The sequence below is a fragment of the Pseudomonas sp. TZ252 genome, from assembly GCF_056110345.1.
Genome location: NZ_CM148566.1, coordinates 2377688 through 2403770, shown reverse-complemented (window position 1 = coordinate 2403770; position 26083 = coordinate 2377688). Strand labels below are relative to the sequence as shown.

Annotated in this window: 26 protein-coding genes; 10 read left to right on the top strand and 16 right to left on the bottom strand. The window is 66.5% G+C overall.

Annotated elements, in window-relative coordinates; translation table 11 throughout:
- The first annotated feature begins 93 nt into the window (after nucleotides 1-93).
- A complete protein-coding gene (locus tag ACYAF3_RS11050) occupies nucleotides 94-306 on the top strand; it encodes a YgdI/YgdR family lipoprotein (protein ID WP_003097061.1) in 213 nt (70 codons plus the stop codon).
- A gap of 16 nt (nucleotides 307-322) precedes the next feature.
- Here ACYAF3_RS11050 and ACYAF3_RS11045 read toward each other — a convergent pair whose 3' ends face one another.
- Nucleotides 323-1003, bottom strand: a complete 681-nt coding sequence (locus ACYAF3_RS11045; protein ID WP_003097059.1) for a GntR family transcriptional regulator — start codon at nucleotides 1001-1003, stop codon at nucleotides 323-325.
- 64 nt (nucleotides 1004-1067) lie between these two features.
- Nucleotides 1068-1850, bottom strand: coding sequence for an SDR family NAD(P)-dependent oxidoreductase (locus ACYAF3_RS11040; RefSeq protein ID WP_003099690.1), 783 nt, complete (start codon nucleotides 1848-1850; stop codon nucleotides 1068-1070).
- A 115-nt stretch (nucleotides 1851-1965) separates the two neighbouring features.
- On the opposite strand from ACYAF3_RS11040, the gene ACYAF3_RS11035 reads away from it, so the two are divergent.
- From ACYAF3_RS11035 to ACYAF3_RS11025, 3 genes are all read left to right on the top strand, one after another.
- Nucleotides 1966-3360, top strand: coding sequence for an aspartate aminotransferase family protein (locus ACYAF3_RS11035; protein WP_003099692.1), 1395 nt, complete (start codon nucleotides 1966-1968; stop codon nucleotides 3358-3360).
- Between the two features lies 1 nt (nucleotide 3361).
- Entirely contained in the window at nucleotides 3362-4729 is a 1368-nt protein-coding gene (locus tag ACYAF3_RS11030; RefSeq protein WP_003114138.1) for a glutamine synthetase family protein, read from the top strand.
- A 94-nt stretch (nucleotides 4730-4823) separates the two neighbouring features.
- A complete protein-coding gene (locus ACYAF3_RS11025; RefSeq protein ID WP_003097046.1) occupies nucleotides 4824-5582 on the top strand; it encodes an SDR family NAD(P)-dependent oxidoreductase in 759 nt (252 codons plus the stop codon).
- Nucleotides 5583-5629: 47 nt separating this feature from the next.
- Here ACYAF3_RS11025 and ACYAF3_RS11020 read toward each other — a convergent pair whose 3' ends face one another.
- Nucleotides 5630-6373 (bottom strand): hypothetical protein, encoded by a 744-nt coding sequence (locus tag ACYAF3_RS11020; protein WP_003099694.1) that lies wholly within the window; start codon nucleotides 6371-6373, stop codon nucleotides 5630-5632.
- 160 nt (nucleotides 6374-6533) lie between these two features.
- On the opposite strand from ACYAF3_RS11020, the gene ACYAF3_RS11015 reads away from it, so the two are divergent.
- From ACYAF3_RS11015 to ACYAF3_RS11005, 3 genes are all read left to right on the top strand, one after another.
- Nucleotides 6534-7016 carry an acyl-CoA thioesterase gene (locus ACYAF3_RS11015; RefSeq protein WP_105579232.1) on the top strand — a complete coding sequence of 161 codons (483 nt, stop codon included), beginning with the start codon at nucleotides 6534-6536 and terminating at the stop codon, nucleotides 7014-7016.
- 386 nt (nucleotides 7017-7402) lie between these two features.
- Nucleotides 7403-9106 (top strand): YbaL family putative K(+) efflux transporter, encoded by a 1704-nt coding sequence (ybaL, locus tag ACYAF3_RS11010; RefSeq protein ID WP_003099695.1) that lies wholly within the window; start codon nucleotides 7403-7405, stop codon nucleotides 9104-9106.
- 1 nt (nucleotide 9107) lies between these two features.
- A complete protein-coding gene (locus ACYAF3_RS11005) occupies nucleotides 9108-9692 on the top strand; it encodes a YqaA family protein (RefSeq protein ID WP_003099698.1) in 585 nt (194 codons plus the stop codon).
- Here ACYAF3_RS11005 and ACYAF3_RS11000 read toward each other — a convergent pair.
- Nucleotides 9689-10891 carry an acyltransferase family protein gene (locus ACYAF3_RS11000; protein WP_003099701.1) on the bottom strand — a complete coding sequence of 401 codons (1203 nt, stop codon included), beginning with the start codon at nucleotides 10889-10891 and terminating at the stop codon, nucleotides 9689-9691. The two genes, ACYAF3_RS11005 and ACYAF3_RS11000, sit on opposite strands and share 4 nt — an antisense overlap.
- A 47-nt stretch (nucleotides 10892-10938) precedes the next feature.
- Nucleotides 10939-11811: a pyridoxal kinase PdxY gene (pdxY, locus tag ACYAF3_RS10995; protein ID WP_003099703.1), complete on the bottom strand. Its 873-nt coding sequence runs from the start codon at nucleotides 11809-11811 to the stop codon at nucleotides 10939-10941.
- A 32-nt stretch (nucleotides 11812-11843) separates the two neighbouring features.
- Here pdxY and ACYAF3_RS10990 point away from each other — a divergent pair, with 32 nt between their 5' ends.
- Nucleotides 11844-12344: a DUF3301 domain-containing protein gene (locus ACYAF3_RS10990; RefSeq protein WP_020750372.1), complete on the top strand. Its 501-nt coding sequence runs from the start codon at nucleotides 11844-11846 to the stop codon at nucleotides 12342-12344.
- 12 nt (nucleotides 12345-12356) lie between these two features.
- Here the strand turns inward: ACYAF3_RS10990 and ACYAF3_RS10985 are convergent, their stop codons facing one another.
- The gene (locus ACYAF3_RS10985) at nucleotides 12357-13145 is read right to left on the bottom strand and encodes an oxacillin-hydrolyzing class D beta-lactamase OXA-50 (RefSeq protein WP_003099707.1); all 789 of its coding nucleotides are present in this window, start codon (nucleotides 13143-13145) and stop codon (nucleotides 12357-12359) included.
- Between the two features lie 70 nt (nucleotides 13146-13215).
- On the bottom strand, nucleotides 13216-14094 hold the full coding sequence (poxA, locus tag ACYAF3_RS10980; protein WP_003099708.1) for an alpha/beta hydrolase PoxA: 879 nt from the start codon (nucleotides 14092-14094) through the stop codon (nucleotides 13216-13218).
- Nucleotides 14095-14175: 81 nt separating this feature from the next.
- Between poxA and ACYAF3_RS10975 the strand changes: the two genes are divergently transcribed.
- Nucleotides 14176-15942: a sensor histidine kinase gene (locus ACYAF3_RS10975; RefSeq protein WP_003097020.1), complete on the top strand. Its 1767-nt coding sequence runs from the start codon at nucleotides 14176-14178 to the stop codon at nucleotides 15940-15942.
- The gene (locus ACYAF3_RS10970; RefSeq protein WP_003099712.1) at nucleotides 15939-17282 is read left to right on the top strand and encodes a sigma-54-dependent transcriptional regulator; all 1344 of its coding nucleotides are present in this window, start codon (nucleotides 15939-15941) and stop codon (nucleotides 17280-17282) included. The genes ACYAF3_RS10975 and ACYAF3_RS10970 overlap by 4 nt, the downstream gene beginning before the upstream one ends.
- An 18-nt stretch (nucleotides 17283-17300) precedes the next feature.
- Here ACYAF3_RS10970 and ACYAF3_RS10965 read toward each other — a convergent pair whose 3' ends face one another.
- From ACYAF3_RS10965 to ACYAF3_RS10925, 9 genes are all read right to left on the bottom strand, one after another.
- A complete protein-coding gene (locus ACYAF3_RS10965) occupies nucleotides 17301-18650 on the bottom strand; it encodes an APC family permease (RefSeq protein ID WP_003099715.1) in 1350 nt (449 codons plus the stop codon).
- Between the two features lie 101 nt (nucleotides 18651-18751).
- The gene (locus ACYAF3_RS10960; RefSeq protein ID WP_003122323.1) at nucleotides 18752-19420 is read right to left on the bottom strand and encodes an N-formylglutamate amidohydrolase; all 669 of its coding nucleotides are present in this window, start codon (nucleotides 19418-19420) and stop codon (nucleotides 18752-18754) included.
- 67 nt (nucleotides 19421-19487) lie between these two features.
- Nucleotides 19488-20819, bottom strand: a complete 1332-nt coding sequence (locus ACYAF3_RS10955) for a glutamine synthetase family protein (protein ID WP_003099720.1) — start codon at nucleotides 20817-20819, stop codon at nucleotides 19488-19490.
- A complete protein-coding gene (locus tag ACYAF3_RS10950; RefSeq protein ID WP_003099724.1) occupies nucleotides 20816-21469 on the bottom strand; it encodes a cysteine hydrolase family protein in 654 nt (217 codons plus the stop codon). The genes ACYAF3_RS10955 and ACYAF3_RS10950 overlap by 4 nt, the downstream gene beginning before the upstream one ends.
- A 4-nt stretch (nucleotides 21470-21473) precedes the next feature.
- Entirely contained in the window at nucleotides 21474-22331 is an 858-nt protein-coding gene (qapR, locus tag ACYAF3_RS10945) for a transcriptional repressor QapR (protein WP_003099726.1), read from the bottom strand.
- A gap of 202 nt (nucleotides 22332-22533) precedes the next feature.
- Nucleotides 22534-23316 carry a MetQ/NlpA family ABC transporter substrate-binding protein gene (locus tag ACYAF3_RS10940; protein ID WP_003099728.1) on the bottom strand — a complete coding sequence of 261 codons (783 nt, stop codon included), beginning with the start codon at nucleotides 23314-23316 and terminating at the stop codon, nucleotides 22534-22536.
- 76 nt (nucleotides 23317-23392) lie between these two features.
- Complete coding sequence (locus ACYAF3_RS10935) at nucleotides 23393-24070, bottom strand: methionine ABC transporter permease (protein WP_003097004.1); 678 nt, start codon at nucleotides 24068-24070, stop codon at nucleotides 23393-23395.
- Complete coding sequence (locus ACYAF3_RS10930; protein ID WP_003097002.1) at nucleotides 24070-25077, bottom strand: methionine ABC transporter ATP-binding protein; 1008 nt, start codon at nucleotides 25075-25077, stop codon at nucleotides 24070-24072. Before ACYAF3_RS10930 ends, ACYAF3_RS10935 begins: the two co-directional genes overlap by 1 nt.
- Before the next feature lie 206 nt (nucleotides 25078-25283).
- Nucleotides 25284-26072: a PA5502 family lipoprotein gene (locus ACYAF3_RS10925; protein ID WP_003122325.1), complete on the bottom strand. Its 789-nt coding sequence runs from the start codon at nucleotides 26070-26072 to the stop codon at nucleotides 25284-25286.
- Nucleotides 26073-26083 lie beyond the last annotated feature (11 nt).

Here is a 26083-nt window from a genome sequence, read left to right as displayed (position 1 = left end):
TAAGGAATTTCCCTCGATTGCGACGGTCACAAGGGCAATTCCGCACTTGTCGCTCCGGATGTAGGCAAGTGCGCTGCCCCGTGTGGAGATTCTATGAAGTTCAAAGCTCTGTTCGCTGCATTGCTGCTGACCAGCCTGGCGGGTTGCGCCAACCAGGCGGTGGTCACTTTGCAAGATGGCAGCGAGGTCCTGGTCAAGGATCAGTCGGATTACGACAAATACAATGACTACTACGAGTTCGAACAGCTGAATGGCGACACCATCCTGATCAAGAAGGACAATGTGCGCACCATTCGCCCGCAGTAGCGGCGCTTATCTCCCGTCAGGCGTGCTCGCCGGAACGGTGTCGCTTTCGTGGCCGGGCCTCCAGCTCCAGGAGGTTCAGCAGGTACTGACCGAAGTAGGCCAGGTCCTGTTCGATCGCCGCGCGCGCGGCCGGGCCGTCGCCGCGGCGTAGCGCGTCCAGGGCGTCCTCGTGGAAATCGTTCAGACGTAGGGACAGGTCGGCCTCGGTGAACAGCCGGTTGAAGAACGGCCCGACCTGTAGCCAGAGCGTCTCGATGAGACGCAGCAGCACCGGGTTGCCGCAGGCGCGGTAGAGCGTCAGGTGGAATTCGCTATTGGCTTCCAGGTAGGCCTGTACCTCGCGTCGGCGCAAGGCGTCCTCCATTCGCCGCAGACAACCTTCGAGTCCTTCCAGTGCCTGCTCGTCCAGCCGGCCGCTGGCGCTTTCGGCCGCCAGCCCTTCGAGGGACAGGCGCACCTGGAGGATCTGCAGGAAACGCTCGCGGGTCATTAGCGGCACCCTGAGCGAGCGTTGTGCCTCGCCCTCCAGCGCCCCTTCCGCCACCAGCCGTTGCAGGGCGGCGCGAACCGGCATCGGGCTGGTGCCCCACTGGTTCGCCAGGTCGCGGATCTTCAGTCGCTCGCCGGGCTGGAAACGTCCGGCCAGCAAGTCTTCCCGCAGTCGTTGGTAGAGTCGTTCCTGGAGATTCTCGGCCATGGTCAGCTCCGGGTCGCCGGTGGCGCCGGAAGCTGGGAAAGCGTCAGGCTGCAGTTGCGCATGTTCAGCTCCGTTTGTTTTCGATCAGGCAGTTGCCGCCATCCACCACCAGCAGTTCGCCGTTGACGAAGCTGGCTTCGGGCGAGGCGAGGAAGGCCACCGCGGCGGCCACCTCTTCGGGCCGGCCGGCACGTCCGCTGGGGCTGGCCAGGGCGGCCTGGCGTTCTTCGGCGGTGCTCGAGGCGGTGGCGATCCAGCCCGGGGCGACGCTGTTCACCGTGATGCCGCTCTTCGCCACCTCCAGCGCCAGGCCCATGCTCCAGCCGACCAGACCGGCCTTGGCCGCGCTATACGCGGCTTCGCCCGGGTTGCTGCCGCGGGTTCCGGTGGTGGAGGCGACGTTGACGATGCGCCCGTAGCCGCGCTCGCGCATGCCCGGCAGCAGGCCGCGGGTGAGCAGGAAAGCGCTGGTCAGGTTGCGCGACAGGGACAGTTGCCAATCCCGCAGCGAGGTCGCTTCCACTGCGCTGAAGGGCTCCGCGCTGTCCAACTGGGCCATGCCGGCATTGTTCACCAGGATGTCGACCCGTCCCCACTGGGCTTCGGCCCAGTCCAGCAGGCCCTGCACCTGGGCTTCGTCGGTCAGGTCGGCGCTCGCGGCGCGCACGTCGTGACCACATGCGCTCAGTTCCTCCGCTCGTTGCCTAATCCGCTCGCTGCTGGCGGTGATCAGCAGGCGCACGCCTTCGCGGGCCAGCCGCCGGGCAATGGCGAAACCGATGCCGAGTTCGCTGCCGGCGCCGCTGATGAGCGCGACCTGGCCTGTCCACTTCGAAAAGTCATTCATTTTTGTGATCACAAAATTGATATGGAAAACAGATTATCAGTGCTTTCAAATACTGTATTGACTTTTTTGTGATCACAAATGAAAGTTGTGCGAAATAAAAAACGAGGTGTTCGAAATGACCGCCAGTGGCATCGCCGAAGCCGCCGTGGAAACCTTCATGGCCCGCGAGCAGCAACGTTTCCTTGCGCAGAATCCACAGTCCGTCGCGCTCGCCGAGCGAGCCCGGCGCGCCTTGTTCGACGGCGTACCGATGCACTGGATGAGCGATTGGTCAACACCCTGTCCGCTGTTCGTGGCGCGTGCCCACGGCGCGCGTTTCCATGATGTGGACGGCCACGCCTACGTGGACTTCTGCCTGGGCGATACCGGCAGCATGTTCGGCCATTCTCCGGCGTCGATCGCCCGGGCGCTCGCCGAGCAGGGCGCGAACGGCCTGACCACCATGCTTCCGGGGGAGGATGCCATCGTCGCAGGCGAGCTGCTGGCGCAGCGCTTCGGCCTGCCGTTCTGGCAGGTAGCGACCACCGCCACCGACGCCAACCGCTTCGTCCTGCGCTGGGCGCGTGCGATCACCGGTCGCAAGGTGGTGCTGGTATTCGACGGTTGCTACCACGGCACGGTCGACGACACCCTGGTTCGCTGCCGCGACGGCCGCACCGTGCATCGCTCCGGCCTGCTCGGCCAGGCCCACGACCTCACCCAGTTCAGCCGCGCGGTGCCGTTCAACGACCTCCAGGCCCTGGAGCGGGCGCTGGCCAGCGAAGACGTGGCCGCCGTGCTCTGCGAGCCGGCGATGACCAACATCGGCATGGTCCTGCCGCAACCCGGCTTCCACCAGAAGCTGCGCGAGCTGACCCGTCGTCACGGCACGCTGCTGATCATCGACGAGACCCACACCATCTCCACAGGTCCTGGCGGCTGTACCCGCGCCTGGAAGCTCGAGCCGGACTTCATCACCCTCGGCAAGCCGATCGCCGGCGGCGTACCGTGCTCGGTGTATGGTTGCAGCGCGGCGATGGCCAGCGCCATGCAACTGGCCAGGGCACGTGCCAGCGAGCAGAGCGAAGGCCACGGCCACAGCGGCATGGGTACCACGCTGTCGGCCAACGCCCTGGCGATGCGCTGTATGCGTGCCAACCTGGAAGAGGTGATGACCGATACCGCCTACGCCCACATGCTGCCCCTGGCGGCGCGTCTGGCCGAGGGCTTCCGCAGGATTATCCACAAGCACGGCCTGGCCTGGTCGGTGACCGAGCTCGGCGCGCGCAGCGAGTTCCAGTTCTGCCCGCAACCCCCACGCGACGGCGCGGCCGCCGAGGCGGCGTTCCACGACAGCCTGCAGATGGCCTTGCACCTGTATCTGATCAACCGCGGCATCCTCATCACGCCGTTCCACAACATGACCCTGTGTTGCCCGGACACTCGCGAAGAAGATGTCGACCGCCTGCTCTCCAGCCTCGACGAGGCGCTCGGCGAGCTGCTCGCCATACCCGGCGCGCGGGAGGCCTGAGATGCATTTCGCCGATCCGCGGGAAGCCCGCGAGTTCCTCGCCGCACACCCCGAGGTGCGCAGCATCGAGCTGTTCCTGATCGACGCCAACGGCGTGCCGCGCGGCAAGCTGCTGCATCGCGACGAGCTGCTGGCGGTCTACGAAAGCGGGCGGCCGCTGCCGAGCACCATCCTCGGCCTGACCATCAATGGCGATGACGTCGAGGAGACCGGCCTGGTCTGGGACGTCGGCGATGCCGATTGCTGGACCTTCCCGCTGCCCGGCAGCCTGACCCTGCAACCCTGGCGGCAGTCACCGACCGGCCAGGTGCAGGTCAGCATGCATCCCGAGCTCGGGCTACCGGCCGCGGCGGGCGATCCCCGGCATGTGTTGCAGCGGGTTATCCACAGCCTGCAGGCGGAGGGTTTCCACCCGGTGATGGCGGTGGAACTGGAGTTCTACCTGCTCGACCGCGAACGCGACAGCGACGGCCGGCCGTTGCCGGCGTTACAGATGAATGGCCAGCGGCCGCGGGCGACCCAGGTCTATGGCGTCTACGAGCTGGAGCAGTTGCAGCCATTCCTCGATGACTTGTATGCCGCCTGCGAGGCCCAGGGCCTGCCGGCGCGCACGGCGATTTCGGAGTACGCGCCGGGGCAGGTGGAAATTACCCTGCAGCATCGCTTCGACACGCTCCAGGCGATCGACGAAGGCGTGCGCTACAAGCGCCTGGTCAAGGGCGTGGCGAATCGCCATGGGTTGCAGGCCTGCTTCATGGCCAAGCCGTTCGCCGATCTTTCCGGCAGCGGCCTGCACCTGCACGTCAGCCTGGCCGACGCCGCTGGCAACAATCTGTTCGCCAGCGAGGACCCGGCCGGGACCCCGCTGCTGCGCCAGGCCATCGGTGGAATGAAGGCGTGCCTGCTGGAGTCTTTGGCGCTGTTCTGTCCGAACGCCAACTCGTTCCGCCGCTTCCAGGCGAACAGCTACGCGCCGCTGGCGCCGACCTGGGGAATCAACAACCGCACCGTGTCGCTGCGGGTTCCCGGCGGCCCGGCGTCCAGCCGGCACATCGAGCACCGCATCTGCGGCGCCGACGCCAATCCCTACCTGGCGGCGGCGGCGTTGCTCGCGGCGGTGCGCCTGGGTATTCGCGAGCGACTCGACCCCGGTGCGCCGATCACTGGCAACGGCTACGCTCAAGCCACCCAGGCGTTGCCGAGCGACTGGCTGACCGCGCTGCGCGCGCTGGAGGGCTCGGCCTGGGCGCGCGAGGCGCTCGGCGAGGATTTCCTGAAGATCTACCTGGCGATCAAGCAGGCCGAATACCGTGCCTTCATGGGCGAGGTCGGCGAGCAGGACTGGCGCTGGTATCTCAACCAGGCCTGAATGAACGGCTGCCGGCGTTGCCGGTCAGTCATTGAAGCGGGCGGCCGATTGGCCGTCGGTGTTTTCCACGCGGCACAGGAGTAAGGAAAAGCAGATGAGCACGCCCGTCGTTCTTATCACTGGTGCAGCCGGCGGCTTGGGCCGGGCAATCGCCAAGCGTTTCGCCCAGAGTCATTGGCGCATCGCCGCCACGGATGTGGATAAGGAGGGCCTGCACGCGCTGAACGCGCAGGTGCCGTTGGACGCCAGCGGGGTCGCCGACCTGCGCAGCGCGGATAACTGCCATACCCTGATGTCGAAGATTCTCGCCCGTACCGGACGTCTCGACGCCCTGGTGAATGCCGCGGGCGTCTGGCGCGAGGGGCCTGTGGAAAACTTCACCGAGGAGGATTTCGACCTGGTCCTGGGAGTCAACCTCAAGGCCTCCTTCTACATGTGCCAGGCCGCGATTCCCTACCTGAAGGAAAACCAGGGCAGCATCGTCAACATCTCCAGCGACTCCGGACGCCAGGCCTACCGGGGTTCGGCGGCGTATTGCGCGAGCAAGGCGGCGCTTACCATGCTGAGCAAGACCCTGGCGCTGGAACTGGCCGAGCAGGGCGTGCGGGTCAACGCCGTGTCGCCGGCGGATATCGCCACGCCGATGCTCGACTACCAGGCCGAACGCTATGGGATGGGCAATCCGGATGGCTACAAGCGCGCGCTGCTGAAGGATTATCCACAGGGCAAGGCGGCACGCTTCATCCGCCCGGAAGAAGTCGCCGAGCTGGTCTGGTATCTCTGCGGCCCTCAGGCCGAAGCGATCACGGGTGCCGACCTGGCGGTGGACTTCGGCCTGTCCGCTGGCCGCTGAGTGGATTTTCCACGGGTCGCTCCGCTGGAGCGGCCTGTGGAAAAGTTTCAGTCGTCCCTGGCCTGACTGGATATCTTCACCCAGTTACCGGCGGCGGCGATGCCCATGCCGCCGTAACCCTGGCAGTTCCCGCCAAGGCTCTCCACCACTCGCAGGTCGATGCCTTCCTGCCATACCAGCAGGCTGCAGCCGGCGCCCAGGCCTTCGCTGCGCAGCCGGTAGAGCGCGCCTTGCCCCTCCAGCCGACCGGACAGCTCGCCGACCGCCGCGGGCCCATATTCCATCAGTTTCTCCGGATTGCCGATGCGCATCAGGGCGAAGCTCGCCTGGTAGCCGCCCTTCACCGGTTCGATCTGCAGGCTTTCCCATTCGGCCTGCCCGGCGTAGCGCAGGTAGTGCCCGGCGAGGCCCTGGAGAGACGGATAGTCGACTTTCAGGGCAACCTGTTCCAGGTTGTAGCGCGTGGCCTTGCCGCTGTAGCCGCGATCCAGCGCCAGGTTCATCCAGGCGCGGGCGCGTCCCGGTTGCCCGGCCTTGAGGCTGGTCAGCGCGAGATTGTTCAGCGCCTGTTCCGAGTCGGCTCCGCCCTGTTCCTGGCGCTCGGCCAGGCGCAATTGCCAGGCGAAGGCGTCCAGCGCCTGTGGATAACTCCCCTGTCGATAAGCCTGGGTGCCGCGCGTGTTGCATTCCGCGGCGGTGGCGCAGGGCGTATCCTCGGCCTGGATGGCAGCGGCACCGATGCCGGCAAGCACGGCCAGGGCCAGGAGAAGGATGCGAATGGCGACAGGCATTGGCGCGATTCCCGGTGGAAAAGGGCCAGTCTAGAAAAGCCCGCGGATGTCTGCACGACCCGGCGCGATTTCGATCATGACGATTGAAAATTTGTGGCCGCTGCCGTCTTCGTTTGCGTCTATGGTGTCCCCCGCCCGTCCTGATGAGAGAAAAAGCGCTATGCAACCCGGAAACAACCAACTGTCGATGACCGTGCTGATGACCCCGGACATGGCCAATTTCTCCGGCAATGTCCATGGCGGCACCCTCCTGAAGTATCTCGACGAAGTCGCCTATGCATGCGCCAGTCGCTATGCCGGTCGCTACGTGGTGACCCTGTCGGTGGATCAGGTGATCTTCCGCGAGCCGGTGCATGTCGGCGAACTGGTGACCTTCCTCGCTTCGGTCAACTACACCGGGCGGACTTCCATGGAAATCGGCGTCAAGGTCATCACCGAGAACTTCCGCGAGCAGTCCGTGCGTCATACCAACAGCTGTTTCTTCACCATGGTCGCCCTGGATGACGAGCGCAAGCCGGTGGCCGTCCGCCCGCTGGAGCTGGAAACCGCCGAGCAGAAGCGCCGCTTCGCCCAGGCCCAACAACGCCGCCAGCTGCGCGCGGAGCTGGAGGCCCGCTACCAGGCGATTCGCGAAGACGGATGAGGAAGGCTGCCGGTGTCCGGTCGAGCCCGCTTCGGACCTGCTGCCGTTTCGCGAATTTTCGCAGCTTTTCATAAGAAAACGCAGAGGTTTGCCTCTGCTGGCGTCCATTCCTGACATTTCTTGATAAGAAACCGGCGTGCCTGGTAAAACTCCAGCAACGTCAACGGGTTAACCTGTCGGTATCGCGCCGGGTTTCGCCAGGAACCATAGCCGCCGTCGGGTCGCTCGAATGCCATGGGCCGGTCGCTCTGCCCGGCTCCGTTGGCGGAAAGCCTTTCCGCCTTTCCGCCTTGCCGTCACGGGCGCGGGTCCGTGATCCATTTCGAACGTCGTCGTCCGCCGGCCAGGCCGCGGAGGACGCGTTCCCCGTGTTGCCGGGAGTCCTGATGCACCATACGCCGTTACTCACTACACTCGCCGCGGGGTTCGTCCTCGCCTTCCTCTTCGGGGCCCTGGCCAATCGCCTGCGCATTTCGCCGCTGGTCGGCTACTTGCTCGCGGGCGTCCTGGCCGGGCCGTTCACTCCCGGCTATGTCGCCGACCAGGCGCTGTCGCAGGAAATCGCCGAACTCGGCGTGATCCTGCTGATGTTCGGCGTCGGCCTGCACTTCTCGCTCAAGGACCTGCTCTCGGTGAAGGCCATTGCCATTCCCGGGGCGCTGGTGCAGATCGGCGTCGCCACGCTGCTTGGCATCGGCCTGGCCAAGCTGCTCGGCTGGAGCTTCGGCGGCGGCCTGGTATTCGGCCTGAGCCTGTCGGTGGCCAGTACCGTGGTGCTGTTGCGCGCCCTGGAGCAGCGCCAGTTGCTGGACACCAAGCGTGGCAGGATCGCCATCGGCTGGCTGATCGTCGAGGACCTGGCGATGGTCCTGACCCTGGTGCTCCTGCCGGCGCTCGCCGGCACCCTCGGCGGCAAGACCGACGGCGGCGACGCCGGTCTGCTCTGGCCGCTGCTGATTACCCTGGGCAAGGTCGCCGCCTTCGTCGCCCTGATGATCTTCGGCGGTCGCCGGGTGGTGCCCTGGGTGCTGGAGAGGATCGCCGCCAGCGGTTCGCGGGAGCTCTTCACCCTGGCCGTGCTGGCCATTGCCCTGGGCATCGCCTATGGCTCGGCGGTGCTGTTCGGGGTGTCCTTCGCGCTAGGTGCCTTCTTCGCCGGGATGATTCTCAACGAGTCCGAGCTCAGCCACGAGGCGGCGGAGAACTCGTTGCCGCTGCGCGACGCTTTCGCGGTGCTGTTCTTCGTCTCGGTGGGGATGCTGTTCAATCCGATGATCCTGTTGCAGGAGCCACTGACGGTCCTGGCCACTTTCCTGGTCATCGTCTTCGGCAAGTCGGTGGCCGCCTACCTGATCGTCCGCGCTTTCGGCCATCCGAACAGCACCGCACTGGTGATCGCCGCCAGCCTGGCGCAGATCGGCGAGTTTTCCTTCATTCTCATCGGCCTGGGCATTGGCCTCGAACTGGTGCCGGAGCAGAGCCGCGACCTGGTGCTGGCCGGGGCGATCCTGTCGATCCTGGTCAATCCGCTGCTGTTCATCGCCATCGATCGCCTGCAGCAACGCAAGGAGCAGCGCCTGGCGGAGGCCGCTGGCGGGGTCCGCGAGATGCCGGCGCAGGACCTGCCGCCGCCGATCCTGGAGCGCGAGCATGCGGTGCTGATCGGTCATGGCCGGGTTGGCGGGTTGGTCAGCGCTCGCCTGCGCGCCGCCGGGACGCCCTTCGTGGTAGTGGTGGACAAGCGCGACAAGGCCGACGAACTGCGCGAACAGGGCTACAGCGTGGTCCTCGGCAACGCCGCCAGTCCCGGCGTGCTGGAACTGGCCAACATCGCCGAGGCGCGCTGGTTGCTGATCGCCATTCCCAACGGCTTCGAGGCCGGGCAGATCGCCAGCCACGCCCGCGCGGTGAACCCGCCGCTGGACATCGTCGCCCGGGCGCATTTCGACGCCGAGGTGGACTACCTGGAGCAGAACGGCGCCAACCTGGTGATCATGGGTGAGCGCGAGATCGCCTGCGGCATGGTCCATCGCCTGGGACTCGACCGTGACGAGCGCGGCGCCGACGCACCGCTGCCGCAGTCGGCCTGACATGTTGCGCCGTCTCTACGACTGGACCCTGCGCCTGGCCGGCCATCCTCGCGCGGAGCTGGCCCTGGGCGGGGTGACCTTTGCCGAAAGCTCGTTCTTCCCGATTCCGCCGGACGCCTTGCTGGTGCCGATGGTCCTGGCCAACCGGGCCAAGGCCTGGCGCTACGCGACGATCTGCGCGATCAGCTCGGTGCTGGGCGGCATCGCCGGCTATTTCATCGGCTTGCTGCTGTTCGATAGCGTGGCCATGCCGATCCTGGCGTTCTACGGCTTGCTGGAGAACTTCGAACAGGTCGCCGAACGCTACAACGAACTGGGCTGGCTGATGGTGCTGCTGGGCGGCGGCTTCACGCCGCTGCCGTACAAGGTGATCACCATTACCAGCGGAGTGACCCAGCTCGACCTCTGGCTGTTCGTCGGCCTCAGCCTTGTCGCCCGCAGCCTGCGCTTCGCCGCTACCTGCGCTTTGCTGTTCTGGGCTGGCCCACGCCTGAAGACCCTGATCGAGCGGCGCCTGGGCATGGCTTTCGTGCTGATGGCGGTGATGGTGGTCGGTGGGTTGATGTTGGGGAAATACGTTCTTTAGCCAGCAGTCGGGTGACGGCCCAGGCGCTTGAGCGCCAGCATCGGTTTGCCCAGCAGAGCGCTGAGTTGTCTGGAGCGTTGCATGGCCGGACTTTCTATGAAACGGAAGGATAGATACGACGCGAGCACTACCAGGGGAGTGATCGCACCTATGACCAGCCAGTGTTCCAGAGCGGAAAACGCCTTGGCGTTGTCCCTGCCGATCAGCAGTTCGAAGCTGATGAATAGGATGCACCCGTGCAGCAGATACATGCTGTAGGTCATTTCGCCGAGGAAGCGGGACAGTGCTTGAGTCAGCAGGCCGAATAGGCTCGAACCCGCCGCAATCAGCAGGAAAGCCAGGCCGAGAATGAGGATCGCCGTTTCCTGATAGGCGCTGGGAAAGAGCACTCCGGGTAGGAGCAGGAGCGCCAGGCATAGGAGATTGCCGGGGATACTCGCGGCGAATCGCTGCAGGTGCGTCGAGCGTACCGCGAGCGCTGACAACCCACCAGCGACGAACATATAGGCGAGCGTCCAGTTCGGCTGCCAGGCTTTCAGTACCAGCCAGATCATGCCTGCCATGATGGCCATGGCTACTGGGGAAGGACGGTTCCCGAGCAGGACGCCGAGGAATGGCAGGCAGAAGTAGAACAACCACTCATAGGGCAGCGTCCAGGTCACCCCTGCCACGATGCGGAATGTCCCGATGAAACCGTTCATGTCAGGCTTGCTCGGTATCGAGAAGAGCAACCAGTCGAGCATCTTGCCAAGCAGGGCCGAGGGCGCCTCGCGTAGGGAAAAGCCGGTGGCCGTGAATACCAAAAGGAATAGCAGTGCCATTGCCAGGAGATAGGCTGGGAGCAGCCGGGCAATCCTCGATGCATAGACATCCAGCCATCTGATCGGCGTGCCGCGGCTGTGCAGGAGCTTGTGAGCGAAGAGGAAGCCGGTGACCATGAAGAACAGCGCGACGCTGGTCTGGCCGAAATGGGCGTAGAGCCGGGACGGCGGTAGTTGCCAGAGACCATCCTTCAGATAGTAGTACCAGATGGACGAGTGATGGAGAAAAACGAAGAACGCCAGGTAACCGCGCAGGCCGTCGATGGTGACGAACCGGGAAGCGGGCAGGCGCGCGCTGCCAAGGCGACGAATGAACTCACAGGTGGCGAGCGCAACAGCCAGGCAGGCTAGGGCAGGTAGGGCGCTGGTGGGGCTCATTCGTCGGTCTATCTCTGTCGGAAGACCGAGAATGATATGTCAGATTCCTACATTGCGAGTGAGCGAGCTTCGAATTTGAGACGTGGATGTGCGATCCGATCCTGCGCCCGCACCAGCTCCAGCTCGTAGCTGCCGCAGGCCTGGGTTTCCAGCAGCACTTCATGGACCGCGGCGCCGGTGAATTCGAAGGCGTTACGCAGGTCGTCGCCGAGCAGCAGGCGAGAGAGGAACAGCCCCGAGGCCAGGTCGCCGACCCCGACCGGTTGCCGCGGGAAGGCCAGCAGCGGGCGTTGCAGGTGCCAGGCCTGATCGGCGGCCACCAGCAGCATCTCGAAGGTGTCGCCGGCCTTGCCCGGATAGTTCAGGTGCTTTACCAGGATTGCCCTGGGACCGCGTGCCAGCAGGCTCCGTGCCATTTCCACGCAGTCGGCGAGGGAGTTCGGCTGGCGGTCGCAGAAGCTGTCCAGCTCCAACTGGTTGGGGCACAGGTAGTCGGCGACCGCGGCGGCTTCTTCCAGCAGGAAGTCGCTGACTTCCGGGGCCACGATGCAGCCTTTTTCCGGGTGGCCCATGACCGGGTCGCAGAGGTACAACGCCCGAGGGTTGGCCTGTTTGATCCGTGCCACCACATCGAGAATGGCGCGGCCCTGGGCGGCGCTGCCGAGATAGCCGGACAGCACCGCGTCGCAGTTGCCCAGTTCGCCGATGCCGGCAATACCGTCCACCAGCGCCGGAATCTGCTCCGGCGGCAGCACCTGCCCGGTCCATTGACCGTACTGGGTGTGGTTGGAGAATTGCACCGTGTTCAACGGCCAGACGTTGATTCCGATGCGCTGCATCGGGAACACCGCCGCGGCATTGCCGGCGTGGCCGAAGACCACATGGGACTGGATGGCGAGCAGGTGGGGTGTACGTGGCATGAGACGACTTCCTACAGCTGAGTCGGCGCAGTATGGGGGCTAATTCACATGACGAAAACACCCCCCACTCGCTGCCTGCCGGGAGAACGGGTAAGCTGGCCGTCCCCCTACACCGGATTCCGCTCGTGACCCTGGGTAACCTTTTCGTCATGCTCCTGTTGGGCGCCGCCGCAGCCTGGTGGTGGCGCGCCCATGGCGTACGCGAGCGGGCGTTGCTGCTGGCCAAGCAGCATTGCGCCAAGCAGGGCGTGGAACTGCTCGACGAGAATGTCGCGCGCCGGCGCCTGCGCCTGGCCCGTGACCACCGTGGTCAGTGGCGGCTGAGCCGCGAGTTCGGTTTCGAATTCACCGTCAGCGGCGAGGAACGCTACGCCGGGCGCATCGTCATGTATGGCTATCACCTCGGCGCCATCGAATTGGCCCCGCATCGCTTCGAGGCGGCCGCCGAGGTCGACAACCCGCCGGTGCATAGCGCCGAGGTGATTCGCCTCGACGAGTGGCGGCAGTCCCGGCAGAAAAAGGTCGGCGACTGAGGCGGCAGAGCGTCAGGGCAGTATCCCGAGAGCCTTGAGACTGGCCTTGCCCAGTTCGACGCGCTTGCCGATGTCGGCCTCGCCGCCGGGCATGTCGATGTTCAGGGCGAAGCCGTAGAGCCGCTCGTTGCGCTTCACCCAGCCCACCCACCAGCCGAGTTCCGGCGTGCAGTCGAAGCACCAGCCGGTCTTGCCGTGCAGCTCCCAGCCCGGGCCGCTTTCCAGCAGGGTCATGGCGCGCACGGTGGACTGCACCGGGGCGGGGAATGGCAATTCTCCCTGCGCCAGTCGGAGCAGAAAGCGGGTCTGTTCCATCGCGCTGATCTTCAGCGGTCCCACCAACCAGAAGTTATCCACAACCTGGCCGATTTCCGCGTTGCCGTAACCCAGGCGCGAGACATTGGCGCGCATCCGCTCCAGGCCGATGCGCCGCGCCAGTTCCTGGTAGACCGGTACGTTCGATGCCTTGATCGCGTCGCGCAGGCTCATGTCGTGCTCCCAGGCCTTGAAGCGCTGGGGCTTGCCGCCATAGGGAAGAACCTCGTCGGCGGATCTAACCGCCCCTGTGGATAAGCCGATCAGGCTGTTCGCCACCTTGTAGGTGGAAGCGGGAACGAAGCGGGTTTCCGCGCGCTCCCGGTCATGGCCGACATAGCGCTGCCGCTGCACATCGTAGAGGACGAAGGTGCCTTTCACCCCGGCCGCGCCGAATAGCTTGTCCACGGCCTGGCTGTCGTTCCATTCGCTGGCCTGGGTATGCCCGGAAAGCAGGAGAAGGGCACTGAAGAGGAGAGGGCGCATGGCTCGGTCCTGTGGGGTCATCCTCCCTGGGACCGATGGATGAGCGCCGGATTCCCCACGGAAGGAGCGTTCATGGATTGGGCAGGAGAAAGTCGCGTACGCGTTCGGCGGCATCGGCCGGGTCTTCCTGCATGAAGCAGTGGCCGCCGACCACCACGTGGGCGCTGACCTGGGGGTTGAGCGAGCACCAGCGCGCCACTGACTTGGCGACGAAAGGGTAGGTGCGGTCACCGTAGAGCACGCGGGTCGGCGTGGTGATCTTGCCCAGCGACGGCCACAGCCGCCTGGGGAAGGAGCTGAAGATCTCCGCTTCGCGGCTTGGCCGGCACTTCAGCTCGACTCCGCCGTCGCTCTCCTTCAGCGCATATTCCACGTAGGCCCACAGCGCCTCGTCGGTCCAGCCCTTGAAGATACCGCGGCCGCGCAAGCCGGCGTAGGCGGCTGCGCGATCGGGCCACTGGCTGCGGCGCAGGCGCGCCTTCTTCGCCAGGCTGCCGCGCAATTGCAGGCCGAGGGTCTCGGAAAGTGCCATCACGCCGATCATCGCCGGGGTGAACAGTACCGGGTCGAGCAGCACGGCGCGGGCGAACAGGGTGGGATGGCGGGCCAGGACGAGGCTGCTGAGGACGCCGCCGAAGCTGTGCCCGCAGGCCAGTCGCTGGACATCTCCATAGGGACCGCGCCCGGCCTCGAAGGCCTCCACCGCCATCTCGGCGTTGCGGTTCCAGCCGTGGAAGCGGCCGCCGTGGTCGCTTTCGCCGTGGCCCTGGATGTCGCACAGCCAGAGGTCGAAATCCTCCGCCAACAGACGCAGCATCGGTTCGTAGGTGCGGCCGCAGAAGCCGTTGCCATGGAGGAAATGCAGCAACGGCTTGCCGCTCGGTTCGCTGCGCCAGCCGCGCAGGGTGAAACCGGCCGAGCAGGAATGGGACCAGGGGGATAGCGACATGGGCGGACTCCTCGTACGGCGCGCAGTGTAACCGGGCGCCGTGCTATCGTCGCCGCTTCCCGCCGCCGTTTCGATCCGCCGATGTCCTTGTCCCGTCCGCTGCGCCTGTTCCTGCTGTTGCTGCCGCTGCTCGGCGGCCTGCTGCTGTCCATGGACTGGGCGGGTCGCCAGGCGCGGCAGCAGGCGCTACGCGCCGAGGGCGAACAGGTGCGCAAGCAGCTGGACCTCTACGCCGGCTCGCTGCAGACCCTGATCGAACGCTTCCGCAGCCTGCCGGCGGTACTGGCGCTGGATCCGGACCTGCGCGCGGCGCTGGCCGGGCCGATCGACGGCGAGTTGCAGCAGCGCCTCAACCTCAAGCTGGAAAGCATCAACCTGGCCGCCCGCTCCTCCACCCTGGAGCTGCTCGACCGTACCGGGCTGGCCGTGGCGGCGAGCAACTGGAACCTGCCGACCAGCTACGTGGGCCACAACTACGGTTTCCGTCCCTATTTCCGCCAGACCATCGCCCAAGGCTCCGGACGTTTCTATGCGGTCGGGGTGATCAGCGGGATTCCCGGTTATTTCCTGTCCCACGCGGTGCGCGCCGAGGACGGCAGCTTCCTGGGCGCAATCGTGGTCAAGCTGGAGTTTCCCGATCTGGAACGGCAGTGGAACCAGACCCCCGACCTGGTCCTGGCCAGCGACGCCAAGGGCATCGTGTTCCTCGCCAACCACGCCGGTTGGCGCTACCGCGAACTGGAACCGCTGGATACCGTGGACCGCTTCGAACTGGCGGAGACCCGGCAATACGATCGCCAGCCCCTGACACCCCTGCGCCACCAGACCTTGCGCAGCTACGGCGAAGACAGCCGTCTGGCGCGGGTGGAAAGCGCCGACGGCGAGAAGGACTACCTCTGGCAATCGCTGGACCTGCCCAACGACGGCTGGACCCTCCACTTGCTGCGCGACACCGCGAGCATCCAGGACGACGTCGCCACCGCGCGCCTGGCCGCCGCCGGCACCTGGCTGGCGCTGGTCTTCCTCGGCTTGTTCCTGCACCAGCGCTGGCGTATCGCCCGCCTGCGGCAACGTAGCCGGGAGGAGCTGGAGCGCCTGGTCGAGCAGCGCACCGCCGACCTGCGTACCGCGCAGGACGGCCTGGTGCAGGCGGCCAAGCTGGCCGCCCTGGGGCAGATGTCGGCAGCCCTGGCCCATGAGATCAACCAGCCGCTCACCGCCCAGCGCATGCAACTGGCCAGCCTGCGCCTGCTGCTCGACGCCGGACGCCACGACGAGGCGCGCCAGGCGTTGCCGCGCATCGACCAGATGCTCGAACGCATGGCCGCGCTCACCGGCCACCTGAAGACCTTCGCGCGCAAGAGCGCCGGCGGCCTGCGCGAGCGTATCGAGTTGGGTCACGTGGTCGAACAGGCGCAGCAGTTGTTGCTGCCGCGAATCCGCGCCGAACGGGTGGAGATCGAGCAGGCGCTGCTCTGGCCGGCCTGGGTGATGGGTGACGCGATCCGCCTGGAACAGGTGCTGGTCAACCTGCTGCGCAACGCCCTGGATGCCGTTGCCGGCCAGGAGCGGCCATGGATCCGCCTGGCCCTGCAACGGCTTGGCGGCGACTGGGTGCTGAGCGTCGCCGACAACGGCGGCGGGATTCCCGCCGAGCACCTGGGCAGCGTCTTCGATCCGTTCTTCACCACCAAGCCGGTGGGAGAGGGACTCGGCCTCGGCCTGGCGGTATCCTATGGGATCGTCCACGAACTCGGCGGCCGCCTGCAGGTCGCCAATGCCGAGGCGGGAGCGGTGTTCAGCCTGATCCTGCCGGCGGCCCCCGATGACACGAGCGTAACGACATGAGCGACCAGGTGATCTTCGTCGACGACGAAGCGACGATCCGCGAAGCGGTGCAGCAATGGCTGGAGCTGTCGGGCTTCGAGGTGCGCCTGTGCCTGCGCGCCGAGGAATGCCTGGGAGCGTTGGACAAGTCCTTCGCCGGGGTGGTCATCAGCGATGTGCGCATGCCCGGCATGGACGGCCTGCAACTGCTCGCCAACCTGCAGGCGGTCGATCGCGACCTGCCGGTGATCATGGTCACCGGGCACGGCGACGTGCCGATGGCGGTGGAGGCCATGCGCCAGGGTGCCTACGACTTCATCGAGAAACCCTTCACGCCCGAGCGCCTGCTCGGCAGTTTGCGGCGCGCGCTGGAAAAGCGCCGCCTGGTGCTGGAGAATCGGCGCCTGAAGGAGCAGGCCAGTCTCAAGGACCAGGTCGATGCGCGTCTGCTCGGCGTGTCCAAGCCGATGGAAGCGTTGCGCCGGCAGGTTCTGGCCCTGGCGCCGACCCCGGTGAACGTCCTGATCCGTGGCGAGACCGGCAGCGGCAAGGAACTGGTTGCCCGCTGCCTGCACGACTTCGGGCCGCGCGCCGACAAGCCGTTCGTGGCGCTGAACTGCGCGGCGATTCCCGAGCAACTGTTCGAGAGCGAGCTGTTCGGTCATGAGAGCGGCGCCTTCACCGGCGCGCAGGGCAAGCGCATCGGCAAGCTCGAGCATGCCCATGGCGGCACCCTGTTCCTCGACGAGATCGAAAGCATGCCGTTGGCGCAGCAGGTCAAGCTGCTGCGCGTCCTACAGGAGCAGCAACTGGAGCGGCTCGGCTCGAACCAGAGTATCCACGTCGACCTGCGGGTGATTGCCGCGACCAAGCCCGACCTGCTGGCCGAAGCACGTGCCGGACGCTTCCGCGAGGACCTGGTGTATCGCCTGAATGTCGCCGAGCTGCGCCTGCCGCCGATCCGCGAGCGTCGCGAGGACATCCCGCTGCTCTTCGAACATTTCGCCAGCGTTGCCAGCCAGCGCCTCGGCCGCGAGCCGCAGCCCGCCGCGCCGGCGGAACTGGCGCGGCTGATGGCCCACGACTGGCCGGGCAATGTACGCGAGCTGGCCAACGCCGCCGAGCGTCATGTCCTCGGCCTGGAGCGCGGGGACGCGGAGGAAGGCGGCGGCCTCACCTCGGGGCTGGCGGAACGCATGGAAGCCTTCGAGGCGGAGTGCCTGCGCCAGGCGCTCGGCCAGTGCCGCGGGGACATCAAGGCGGTGATGGAGTTGCTGCAACTGCCGCGTCGGACACTCAACGAAAAGATGCTGCGGCATGGCCTCAGCCGCAGCGATTTCGTCGGTGAAGAGCCGGCCTGAAGCAGCCCTCGCGAGGCGTCAGAGATCCTTGGCCAACTCCGTTGGCGCCTGGCGCCCGCCGCGTTGCAGCAACGCCAGGTAGACCAGCCCCACCGCGATCCAGGCCAGTCCGAGCAACTGTGCGTCGAGGCTCATGCTGTACAGCACGTAGGCGATGATCGCCAGGCCCACCAGCGGGAACAGTAGATGCCGCAACCATTGGCCGGAGCGCTGGCGGCGGTAGTAGTGGTTGATCACGCTCAGGTGCAGCAGGCAGAAGCCGGTGAGGGCACCGAAGTTCACCAGTGAGGTGAGCACGTCCGGTGCGTCGAGGAAGGCCCAGCCGATTCCCAGCGACAGCACCGCCACCAGGTACAGGCTGACGTGCGGCGTCTGGTAGCGCGGATGGACCCTGGCCAGCGCGCGCGGCAGCCTGCCGTCGCGGGCCATCGAGTAGAGCAGGCGCGAGACCGCTGCCTGCGAGGTGATCGACACCGTGACACCCCAGGCCAGCGCGGTGGCTACCGCGGTCAGCATCGACAGCCACTGGCCACCGGCCGCTTCGGCGATCTCGTAGAAGGCGGTGTCCGCCGACTTGAAGTTCATCCCGGCGGCGAGGTCGGTGGCCAGCCAGGTCTGCGCGATGAAGATGCCGCCCATGATGAACAGCGCGATCAGCGCGGCGCGGCCGATCTGCCGGGCGGGATCGCCCTTGACCTCCTCGGCGAGGGTGGAGATGGCGTCGAAGCCGAGGAACGACAGTACGGCGATCGAGGCGGCCTTCATTACCAGGCCGAGATCGAAGGCTTCCGGGCGATACAGCGGTTCGAGGGTCAGCCGGCCGTTGCCCAGGCCGCCTTCCAGCGCCTGGTAGCCGACCACCAGGAAGATCGCCAGCACCACCAGCTCTCCGATCAGGAACAACAGGTTGGCGCGGGCGGCGAAGGTGATGCCGCGCAGGTTGACCAGGGTCGCCGAGACCAGGAACAGCAGCATCCAGGCCAGCTTGGGGATCGCCGGGAACAAGTGGTTCAGCGCCAGCGCGCTGAACACGTAGAGCAGCGGCGGGATCAGCAGGTAGTCGAGCAGCAGCACCCAGCCGGCGATGAAGCCGACATGGGGGTGGATGCCGCGCTGGGCGTAGGAATACACCGAGCCGGCAATCGGAAAGGCCTTGGCCATGGCTCCGTAGCTGAGGGCGGTGAAGAGCATCGCCAGCATGCCCACCAGGTAGGCCATCGGCACCATGCCGTGGGCATCGGCATGGACCCAGCCGTAGACCCCGAACGGGGCGATGGGGATCATGAAGATCATCCCGTAGATGATCAGGTCGCTCAGGGACAGGCTGCGGCGCAGCTGTTGCCGGTATCCGAACTGTTCGATGGCCATGACGGGCTCCTCGGGAAAAGGCAGCGTATTGTCGTTATCGGCGCCGCACGCGAAGCGGGCCTCTTTCTCGTTATTGGCGACCGGCGGTGCCGGTCATCGCATCAGAGCCAGGGATACAGACGCTCGGCCCAGGCGTACACCGCATCCGGCGTGCGCAATCCATCGTTGCGGATCTCCAGCAGCACCGCTTCCAGACCGCGTGCGTCGCCATGCACCGGAACGGTAGTGTCTTCCGCCGGGTCGATCGCATAGGGCTGGTTGCCGGCGACTTCCAGGCCGTGCCGGCGCAAACCGTCGAGGATGCGCCTGGCGTAGGCGCCGGCGTTGCGATAAAGCACCCCGGCAACCAGCGGGCGGGGTCTGCCGTGGTACACCGGGGTAAAACTGTGCACGCCGACCACACGGGTCGGCACGCCGGCGGCCTGGCGCTCGTCGAGCAGTTGCGTCAGGCGCTGGTGGAACGGATGGAACAGGCAATCCTGGCGATAGCGGCGCACCGTCTCGGACAGCTCGCGGTTGCCGGGAACGGGGTAGACCTCGCTGTGTGGCGGAATGCTGTCGGGGGCCTCCAGCGGTCGGTTCAGGTCGATCAGCAGACGCGAGTAGCCGGCCGCCAGCAATGGCGCGTCGAGTCGCCGGGAAAGCTCTTCGGCCAGCGCCAGGGCGCCGATATCCCAGGCGATGTGTTCTTCCGCCGCGGCCTGGTCCAGGCCGAGGCGCTGCAACTCCAGCGGAATGTGCCGGCTGGCATGCTCGCAGACCAGGACCACCGGGCTGCGCCCTTGGGGATTGAGCAGGTGGTAGGGCGGCAGCTGGTAGATGCCGAGTTCGGGGTTGTCAGTAGAGCTCGGCATAGTGGCGGCACAGGTCGTCGTCGGAAAGGCCCGCCGTCAGCGCCAGTTCGTGGCGCTTCATGGCGAGGTAGGTGTCCAGCAGCGGCTTTGGCAGCTCGGCACAGAGCGCCTCGTCGCGTTGCAGGCAGTCGAGCGCATCGCCGAGGGTCGCCGGCAGGGCCTGGATGCCGCGGGCCTGGCGCTCTTCGTCGCTGAGGCCGTGCGGATCGACATCGGCCAGGGCGCGCAGCGGCAGGCGTCGTTCGATGCCCAGGCGGCCGGCGATCAGCACCGCGGCCATCGCCAGGTGCGGACAGGCGGTGGCGTCCATCGGCCGGAATTCCAGGTTGTACTGCTTGCCCAGCGGCTTGCCGCCGACGCTCACCACCGGGCAGATGCGCAGCGCCGCTTCGCGGTTGCGCAGTCCCAGGCAGGCGTAGGCGGCGCTCCAGTGGTGGGGTTTCAGGCGCAGGTAGGAGGCGGCGGTAGGCGCGGTCAGCGCGCACAGCGCTGGCAGGTGCGCGAGCACGCCGGCGGCCCAGTGCTCGCCGAGTTCGGAGAGATCGTTGGGTCGACCGGGCTCGTACAGCAGCGGGCTGCCGTCGGCATGTTGCAGGCTCAGGTGCAGGTGCACCCCGTTGGTCACCGCGCCGGGTGCCGGCAGCGGTGCGAAGCAGGTACGCAGGCCCATCTGCCGCGCCACTTCGCGAGTGACCTCGCGGACGTTCACCGCGCGGTCGGCGGCGGCCACGCCCTGCGCCGGGCGGCAGGTGACCTCGTACTGGCGCTGGCCGTATTCGGGGAGGAACATCTCCGGCTCGGTGCCAGCCTGGGCCAGGGCGCTGACCAGCCAGCCGGGGAACTGCCCGGCGGCACGCTGGGCCTGCAGCGAAAACGCCGCGGCCGGACGCTCGCCGGGCAGGCCGAGCAGGCTGAATTCGTGTTCGAACGCCGCGATGACCTGCAGGCCGCTGTCGCGATAGCGTTCCACCTCGGCCCGCAGCAGGCTGCGCGGGCAGGCCGGCCACGGCGTGCCGTCGGTTTCCACCAGGTTGCCGTGCAGGTAGTCGAGCGCCGGCGCAGCGGCGTCGGGACCCTGCTCGACGCGCACCCGGCTGTTCGGGTCGGGCAGCAGGCGCAGGTCGCCGTGGCTGCCCCAGGGGCTGCTCTCGTCGATCAGGTCCTGCGGGGTCAGCGAGCTGTTCGCCGGTACCCAGCCGCAACCGCTGGCCAATTGCTCCTCCAGGGTCGCCAGGGGCAGCGAACGCCCGCGGGTGATGCCGGCCAGGTCGGTGGTGACGAAGCTGACCAGGCGTACCGGCTGCAGGCGGTTCACAGGTTGCTCCGGCCGAGGGCGGCGATGCGTTGCAGGACGGTCTCGGTGTCGCTGATCCAGCAGTAGCCCTTGATCGCTTCCAGGCAGGCCTGGTGGCGTTCCGGGGTATGGGTGGCGCAGGCATCCTCGACCAGGGTGACCAGGTAACCGCGGTCGGCGGCATCGCGCACGGCCATGTCCACGCACTGGTCGGTGACCACCCCGCAGACGATCAGGTGGCGGGTGCCGAGGTTGCGCAGTACGTAGTCGATGGCGGTGGAGTTGAAAACGCCGGAAGAAGTCTTCGGCAGCACGATCTCGTTGGCGGTCGGCTCCAGGGCGTCGATCACCCTGGCGTCCGGGCTGCCCTTGGGCAGGTGCATCTCCGACAGCTTGTGATCCAGCGAGCGGTCGCGACCATCGGCGGTGAGGCTCTCGATGACGGTGTGCAGGACGTTCTCGTCCACTGCGCGCATGGCCCTGAGCAGGCGCTGCTGGTTGGGGATCACCTGGTTCTGCACGCGCTCGTAGAAGTAACCGGCTGCCTGCGGATCGACGTGCGGGTCGCGCCCCGGCTCGACCCAGGCACGCTGCATGTCGACGAACAGGATGGCGGTCTGCCGGCGGCCGAATGGCAGGTCGCGCGGCGAGTGGTGGGGCAGGCTGAACATCGGGTCATTCCTCCAGAATATGACTGCTGAACGCGTTGCGGAGCTGGTCGATGCCCTCCAGGCGTTCGTCGAGCGGCGCGCCCATGCGCGCCACCAGGGTCGCTACCAGTGCCTCGACCTGGGCCATGGCCGGCACCAGCGAGTCGAAGGGCGAGGCGGATTCCACTGGCGAACTGACGATCAGGTCGGCGTGTTCGCGCAGCGGCGAGGCGTAGATGTCGGTGAACAGCACCAGCCGTGTGCCGCGTGCCTTGGCGGCCTGGGCCACGTGCTGGGCCTGGCTCTGGTAGCGGCGATAGTCGAACAGGACCAGCAGGTCCTGGCGGCCGAGGTCGTAGAGCTGGTCGGGGAGCAGGGCGCCGTCGTCGAGCAATCGGCACTGCGGGCGCAGCAGGCGCAGATGGGTGACCAGGTAGCCGGCGAGGAAACGGCTGAAGCGTCCGCCGTGGCAGTGCACGCGCAGGCGGCTGTCGAGCAGCCAGTCGGCGAGGCGCTGGATGTCATCGGGGCGGGTCAGGCCGAGGGTCTGTTGCAGGCTCTGGCCAGCCTGGTCGAGGTAGCGCGCCCAGGTGTCGTCGCGGCCCATCCGCTCGCGGCGTTCGGCGAGCAGGGTGCGCGGCGAGCGCAGGCGGTCGTCGACGTCGGCCAGCAGCGCTTCCTGGAAGTCGCCGTAGCCGGCGAAGCCGAGCTTTTTCACCAGGCGCATGATCGTCGGGTCGCTGACTCCGGCGTGCCGGGCCAGGCGCGTCATCGGACCGAGGCCGAGGCGCGGGTAGTCATCGAGCAGGGCACGCACCACCTTGCGCTCCGCGGGCGTCAGTTCGGCGGGCGGGGAGGCCAGGCGTTGTTTTAGTTCTTGCATGGGGCATCCTCGAAGGTGGGTCGATTGTGTAGTGAATTTTTCAGATTGTTCAATATGTGACGGAATGTTTTTTTCACTACATTTCCCGCAAACGGCCGAATGACCTCTGTCGTGGCACGGCAGGCAGACGTACGGCCGGGACGGAAACGAAAAAGCCCGGTCGAAGACCGGGCTTTTTCCAGGGGCGGTTACGCGGCTTGGCTCAGAACGCCGGTACCACCGCGCCTTTGTACTTCTCCTGGATGAACTGCTTGATCTCGGCGCTGTGCAGGGCCTTGGCCAGCTTCTGCATGGCGTCGCTGTCCTTGTTGTCCGGCCGCGCGACGAGGATGTTCACGTAGGGCGAGTCGCTGCCTTCGATGGCCAGCGCATCCTTGGTCGGGTTCAGCTTGGCTTCCAGGGCGTAGTTGGTATTGATCAGCGCCATGTCGACCTGGGTCAGCACGCGCGGCAGGGTCGCGGCTTCCAGTTCGCGGATCTTGATGTTCTTCGGATTGTCGACGATGTCCTTCGGCGTGGCGGTGATGCTCTTGTTGTCCTTGAGCTTGATCACCCCGGCCTTGTCCAGCAGGAGCAGGGCGCGGCCGCCGTTGGTGGCGTCGTTGGGGATCACCACGGTAGCGCCGGAAGGCAGTTCGTCGAGCTTCTTGTACTTGCTCGAGTAGGCGCCCAGCGGCTCGATGTGTACGCCGGTCACGGCGACCAGGTCGGTGCCCTTGGCCTTGTTGAACTCATCGAGGTACGGCTGGTGCTGGAAGAAGTTGGCGTCCAGGCGCTTTTCCGAGACCTGCACGTTCGGCTGCACGTAGTCGGTGAACTCCTTGATCTTCAGGTCCACGCCTTCCTTGGCCAGCAGCGGCTTGACCACGTTGAGGATCTCCGCGTGCGGCACCGGGGTGGCCGCGACGGTGAGGGACTCGGCGGCCTGGGCGGCGGTGAGGCCGAGCGCCGCGACAGCGGAGAAAGCAGCAAGCAGTTTTTTCATCTTCAACTCCTTTCGAGGTGTTCCTGGCGGCTGTGGATAACCGCGGCGCTCAGGGTTTTGGGCTTGGCCGGCAAGCTTACTTGCGCGAGAAGTGCACCACCAGCTTGTCGCCCACGGTTTGCAGAATCTGGACGAGGATCAGCAGCATCACCACCGTGACCACCATCACGTCGGTCTGGAAGCGCTGATAGCCGAAGCGGATCGCCAGGTCGCCCAGCCCGCCGGCGCCGACCACTCCGGCCATCGCGGTGTACGAGACCAGGGTGATGGCGGTGACGGTGATGGCGGCGATGATGCCCGGCCGGGCTTCCGGCAGCAGGGCGTTCCAGATGATCTGCCGGGTGCTGGCGCCCATCGCCTGGGTTGCCTCGATGATGCCCTTGTCGACCTCGCGCAGCGCGGTTTCCACCAGGCGCGCGAAGAACGGCGTGGCGCCCACCACCAGCGGCGGGATGGCCCCGGCGACGCCCAGCGAGGTACCGGTGATCAGTACGGTCAGCGGGATCATCACGATCAGCAGGATGATGAACGGCAACGAACGGAGGATGTTCACCACTAGCGAGAGCAGGGTGTAGACCGCCTTCTGCTCGAACATCTGCCGTGGCCCGGTAAGGAACAGCAGGACGCCGAGGGGCAGGCCGAGGACCACTGTGAACAGCAGCGAACCGCCGAGCATCCAGAAGGTGTCGACGCTGGCCAGCCAGATTTCGTACCAGTCGATGTTGGCGAAGCTCATGGTTTCGAAGAAGTCCATCAGCGCAGTACCTCCACATGTACGTCAGCGGCGTTCAACTGGCTCATGGCGGCTTCCAGGTCACCGCCGACCAGGGCCAGGGTCAACTGGCCGTAGGGCGTGTCCTTGATGCGGTCGATGCGTCCGGAAAGGATGCTGTAGTCGACCCCGGTCTGCCGCGCCACGGTGCCCAGCAGCGGCGCATAGGTGGCTTCGCCGCGGAAGGTCAGGCGCAGGATGAGACCCGGCACGTGGGCGAAATCGTCGTGGCGCTCGTCCTCGTCGACTCGTTCGGCCTCGAACACGAAGCGGCGGGTGGTCGGGTGCTGCGGATGGAGGAAGACATCGGCGACATCGCCCTGCTCGACGATGGCGCCGCCGTCCATGACCGCGACCTGGTCGCAGACACGGCGGATCACGTCCATCTCGTGGGTGATGAGGACGATGGTCAGCTTCAGCTCGCGATTGATTTCCGCCAGCAGTTGCAGGACCGAGGCGGTGGTCTGCGGATCGAGGGCGCTGGTGGCCTCGTCGCAGAGCAGGATGCTCGGCCGGCAGGCCAGGGCGCGAGCGATGCCGACGCGCTGTTTCTGTCCGCCGGAGAGCTGGGCCGGATACTTGCGCGCGTGGTCGGACAGGCCGACCCGCGCGAGCAGCTCGGAGACCCGCGCATCGACTTCGGCACGGCTGAAGCCGCCGGCCAGGCGCAGGGGCATGGCGATGTTGTCGGCGACGGTCTTCGAGGACAGCAGGTTGAAGTGCTGGAAGATCATCCCGACGCGCTGGCGGAAACGGCGCAGGCCTTCGGCGTCGAGGGCGGTGACGTCTTCGCCCTCGACCAGGATGCGGCCGCCGCTGGGCTCCTCGAGGCGGTTGATCAGGCGCAGCAGGGTGCTCTTGCCGGCACCGGAATGGCCGATCAGGCCGAAAATCTGCCCGGCCTGGATGTTCAGGCGGGTCGGTTGCAAGGCGGGGATTTCCCGACCGGCAACTCGATAGGTCTTGTGGACGTCGTGGAATTCGATCACTGGGCGAACCTTGTGGGTGCGGCGATGCTGTTACGGCTGGAGCACGGGCTTGGCGGGAAGCATGGGCGGTCAGCTAAACCGAGCATTTTACCTTGCTTTCTTATGCATTATTAATATTTATTGGTGATGAAAAATCATTGAAATGGAATAAGCGTCTGGTGCGCTCCCGACAAGCGCTTTCTGCTGCGGCCGGGGCAGGACCGGTCTCAATTCCGGGGGGTAAGTATCAATCGGGTTGGCTTGTCGGCCTGTACGACATGGCTGAGATGCAGGTCGAAATCGGGTGAGAGCTTCTTCACCCGCGCCAGGAGCTGGTCGGAAACCAGCGGATAGTCGCTGTCCCGGCGCACTTCGATATGCACCCTGCAACGGTAGGCGACGACATCCGCGGCCACCGCGTCGAGCACCGCACCGAGGCCGCCCTGGCCGGTGCCGTCGAGCATCGGCAGGGGCACGGCGCTGCTGGCCGCTTGCGGATCGATCAGGTGGGGAGCGCCGGGCAGCGGCTTCAGCTCGCCGCCGGGCGGCGTCTGGATGATCTGCTGCATCTGCTGCTGGGCCGCCTGCTGCATGCGTCGGGCCTGCTCGGCGCGGGCGGGATCGACCTTGGCGCGGTTGATCGCACCGTCCAGCCCGGCGGTCAGCGCCGGCGCTTTGGGCATCAGTCCGCGGGCATGGCCGAGGGCGCTGGTGGCGGTGTTGAGGTCTCCTTGACGCAGCGCGGTTTCCCCGCGCTGCATGTAGGCCTCGGCCAACTGGCGGCGGAACGCTTCGACGCGCTCGTCGCCGGCGGCTGCGCTGCGCAGGGCCAGCCATTGTTGCTCGGCCTGTTCGAGCTTGCCGGCGGCCAGGGTTTGCTGCAGTTCGGCGTAGGGATCGGCGGGCTGCGCCTGGGGCGCGACCACCGGCGTCGGTTGCGACGACGCATTGCCCTGGCAGGCGCTGACCAGCAGCGCCGCCGCCAGGACGGACAGCAGGCGAAAGAAGGACGACATCATTCCTGCGG

Coding starts and splice junctions, on each gene's coding strand:
- ACYAF3_RS11050 (WP_003097061.1), top strand. CDS start 94: ATGAAGTTCAAAGCTCTGTTCGCTGCATTGCTGCTGACCAGCCTGGCG.
- ACYAF3_RS11045 (WP_003097059.1), bottom strand. CDS start 1,003: ATGGCCGAGAATCTCCAGGAACGACTCTACCAACGACTGCGGGAAGAC.
- ACYAF3_RS11040 (WP_003099690.1), bottom strand. CDS start 1,850: ATGAATGACTTTTCGAAGTGGACAGGCCAGGTCGCGCTCATCAGCGGC.
- ACYAF3_RS11035 (WP_003099692.1), top strand. CDS start 1,966: ATGACCGCCAGTGGCATCGCCGAAGCCGCCGTGGAAACCTTCATGGCC.
- ACYAF3_RS11030 (WP_003114138.1), top strand. CDS start 3,362: ATGCATTTCGCCGATCCGCGGGAAGCCCGCGAGTTCCTCGCCGCACAC.
- ACYAF3_RS11025 (WP_003097046.1), top strand. CDS start 4,824: ATGAGCACGCCCGTCGTTCTTATCACTGGTGCAGCCGGCGGCTTGGGC.
- ACYAF3_RS11020 (WP_003099694.1), bottom strand. CDS start 6,373: ATGCCTGTCGCCATTCGCATCCTTCTCCTGGCCCTGGCCGTGCTTGCC.
- ACYAF3_RS11015 (WP_105579232.1), top strand. CDS start 6,534: ATGCAACCCGGAAACAACCAACTGTCGATGACCGTGCTGATGACCCCG.
- ybaL (WP_003099695.1), top strand. CDS start 7,403: ATGCACCATACGCCGTTACTCACTACACTCGCCGCGGGGTTCGTCCTC.
- ACYAF3_RS11005 (WP_003099698.1), top strand. CDS start 9,108: ATGTTGCGCCGTCTCTACGACTGGACCCTGCGCCTGGCCGGCCATCCT.
- ACYAF3_RS11000 (WP_003099701.1), bottom strand. CDS start 10,891: ATGAGCCCCACCAGCGCCCTACCTGCCCTAGCCTGCCTGGCTGTTGCG.
- pdxY (WP_003099703.1), bottom strand. CDS start 11,811: ATGCCACGTACACCCCACCTGCTCGCCATCCAGTCCCATGTGGTCTTC.
- ACYAF3_RS10990 (WP_020750372.1), top strand. CDS start 11,844: ATGGGGGCTAATTCACATGACGAAAACACCCCCCACTCGCTGCCTGCC.
- ACYAF3_RS10985 (WP_003099707.1), bottom strand. CDS start 13,145: ATGCGCCCTCTCCTCTTCAGTGCCCTTCTCCTGCTTTCCGGGCATACC.
- poxA (WP_003099708.1), bottom strand. CDS start 14,094: ATGTCGCTATCCCCCTGGTCCCATTCCTGCTCGGCCGGTTTCACCCTG.
- ACYAF3_RS10975 (WP_003097020.1), top strand. CDS start 14,176: ATGTCCTTGTCCCGTCCGCTGCGCCTGTTCCTGCTGTTGCTGCCGCTG.
- ACYAF3_RS10970 (WP_003099712.1), top strand. CDS start 15,939: ATGAGCGACCAGGTGATCTTCGTCGACGACGAAGCGACGATCCGCGAA.
- ACYAF3_RS10965 (WP_003099715.1), bottom strand. CDS start 18,650: ATGGCCATCGAACAGTTCGGATACCGGCAACAGCTGCGCCGCAGCCTG.
- ACYAF3_RS10950 (WP_003099724.1), bottom strand. CDS start 21,469: ATGTTCAGCCTGCCCCACCACTCGCCGCGCGACCTGCCATTCGGCCGC.
- qapR (WP_003099726.1), bottom strand. CDS start 22,331: ATGCAAGAACTAAAACAACGCCTGGCCTCCCCGCCCGCCGAACTGACG.
- ACYAF3_RS10940 (WP_003099728.1), bottom strand. CDS start 23,316: ATGAAAAAACTGCTTGCTGCTTTCTCCGCTGTCGCGGCGCTCGGCCTC.
- ACYAF3_RS10935 (WP_003097004.1), bottom strand. CDS start 24,070: ATGGACTTCTTCGAAACCATGAGCTTCGCCAACATCGACTGGTACGAA.
- ACYAF3_RS10925 (WP_003122325.1), bottom strand. CDS start 26,072: ATGTCGTCCTTCTTTCGCCTGCTGTCCGTCCTGGCGGCGGCGCTGCTG.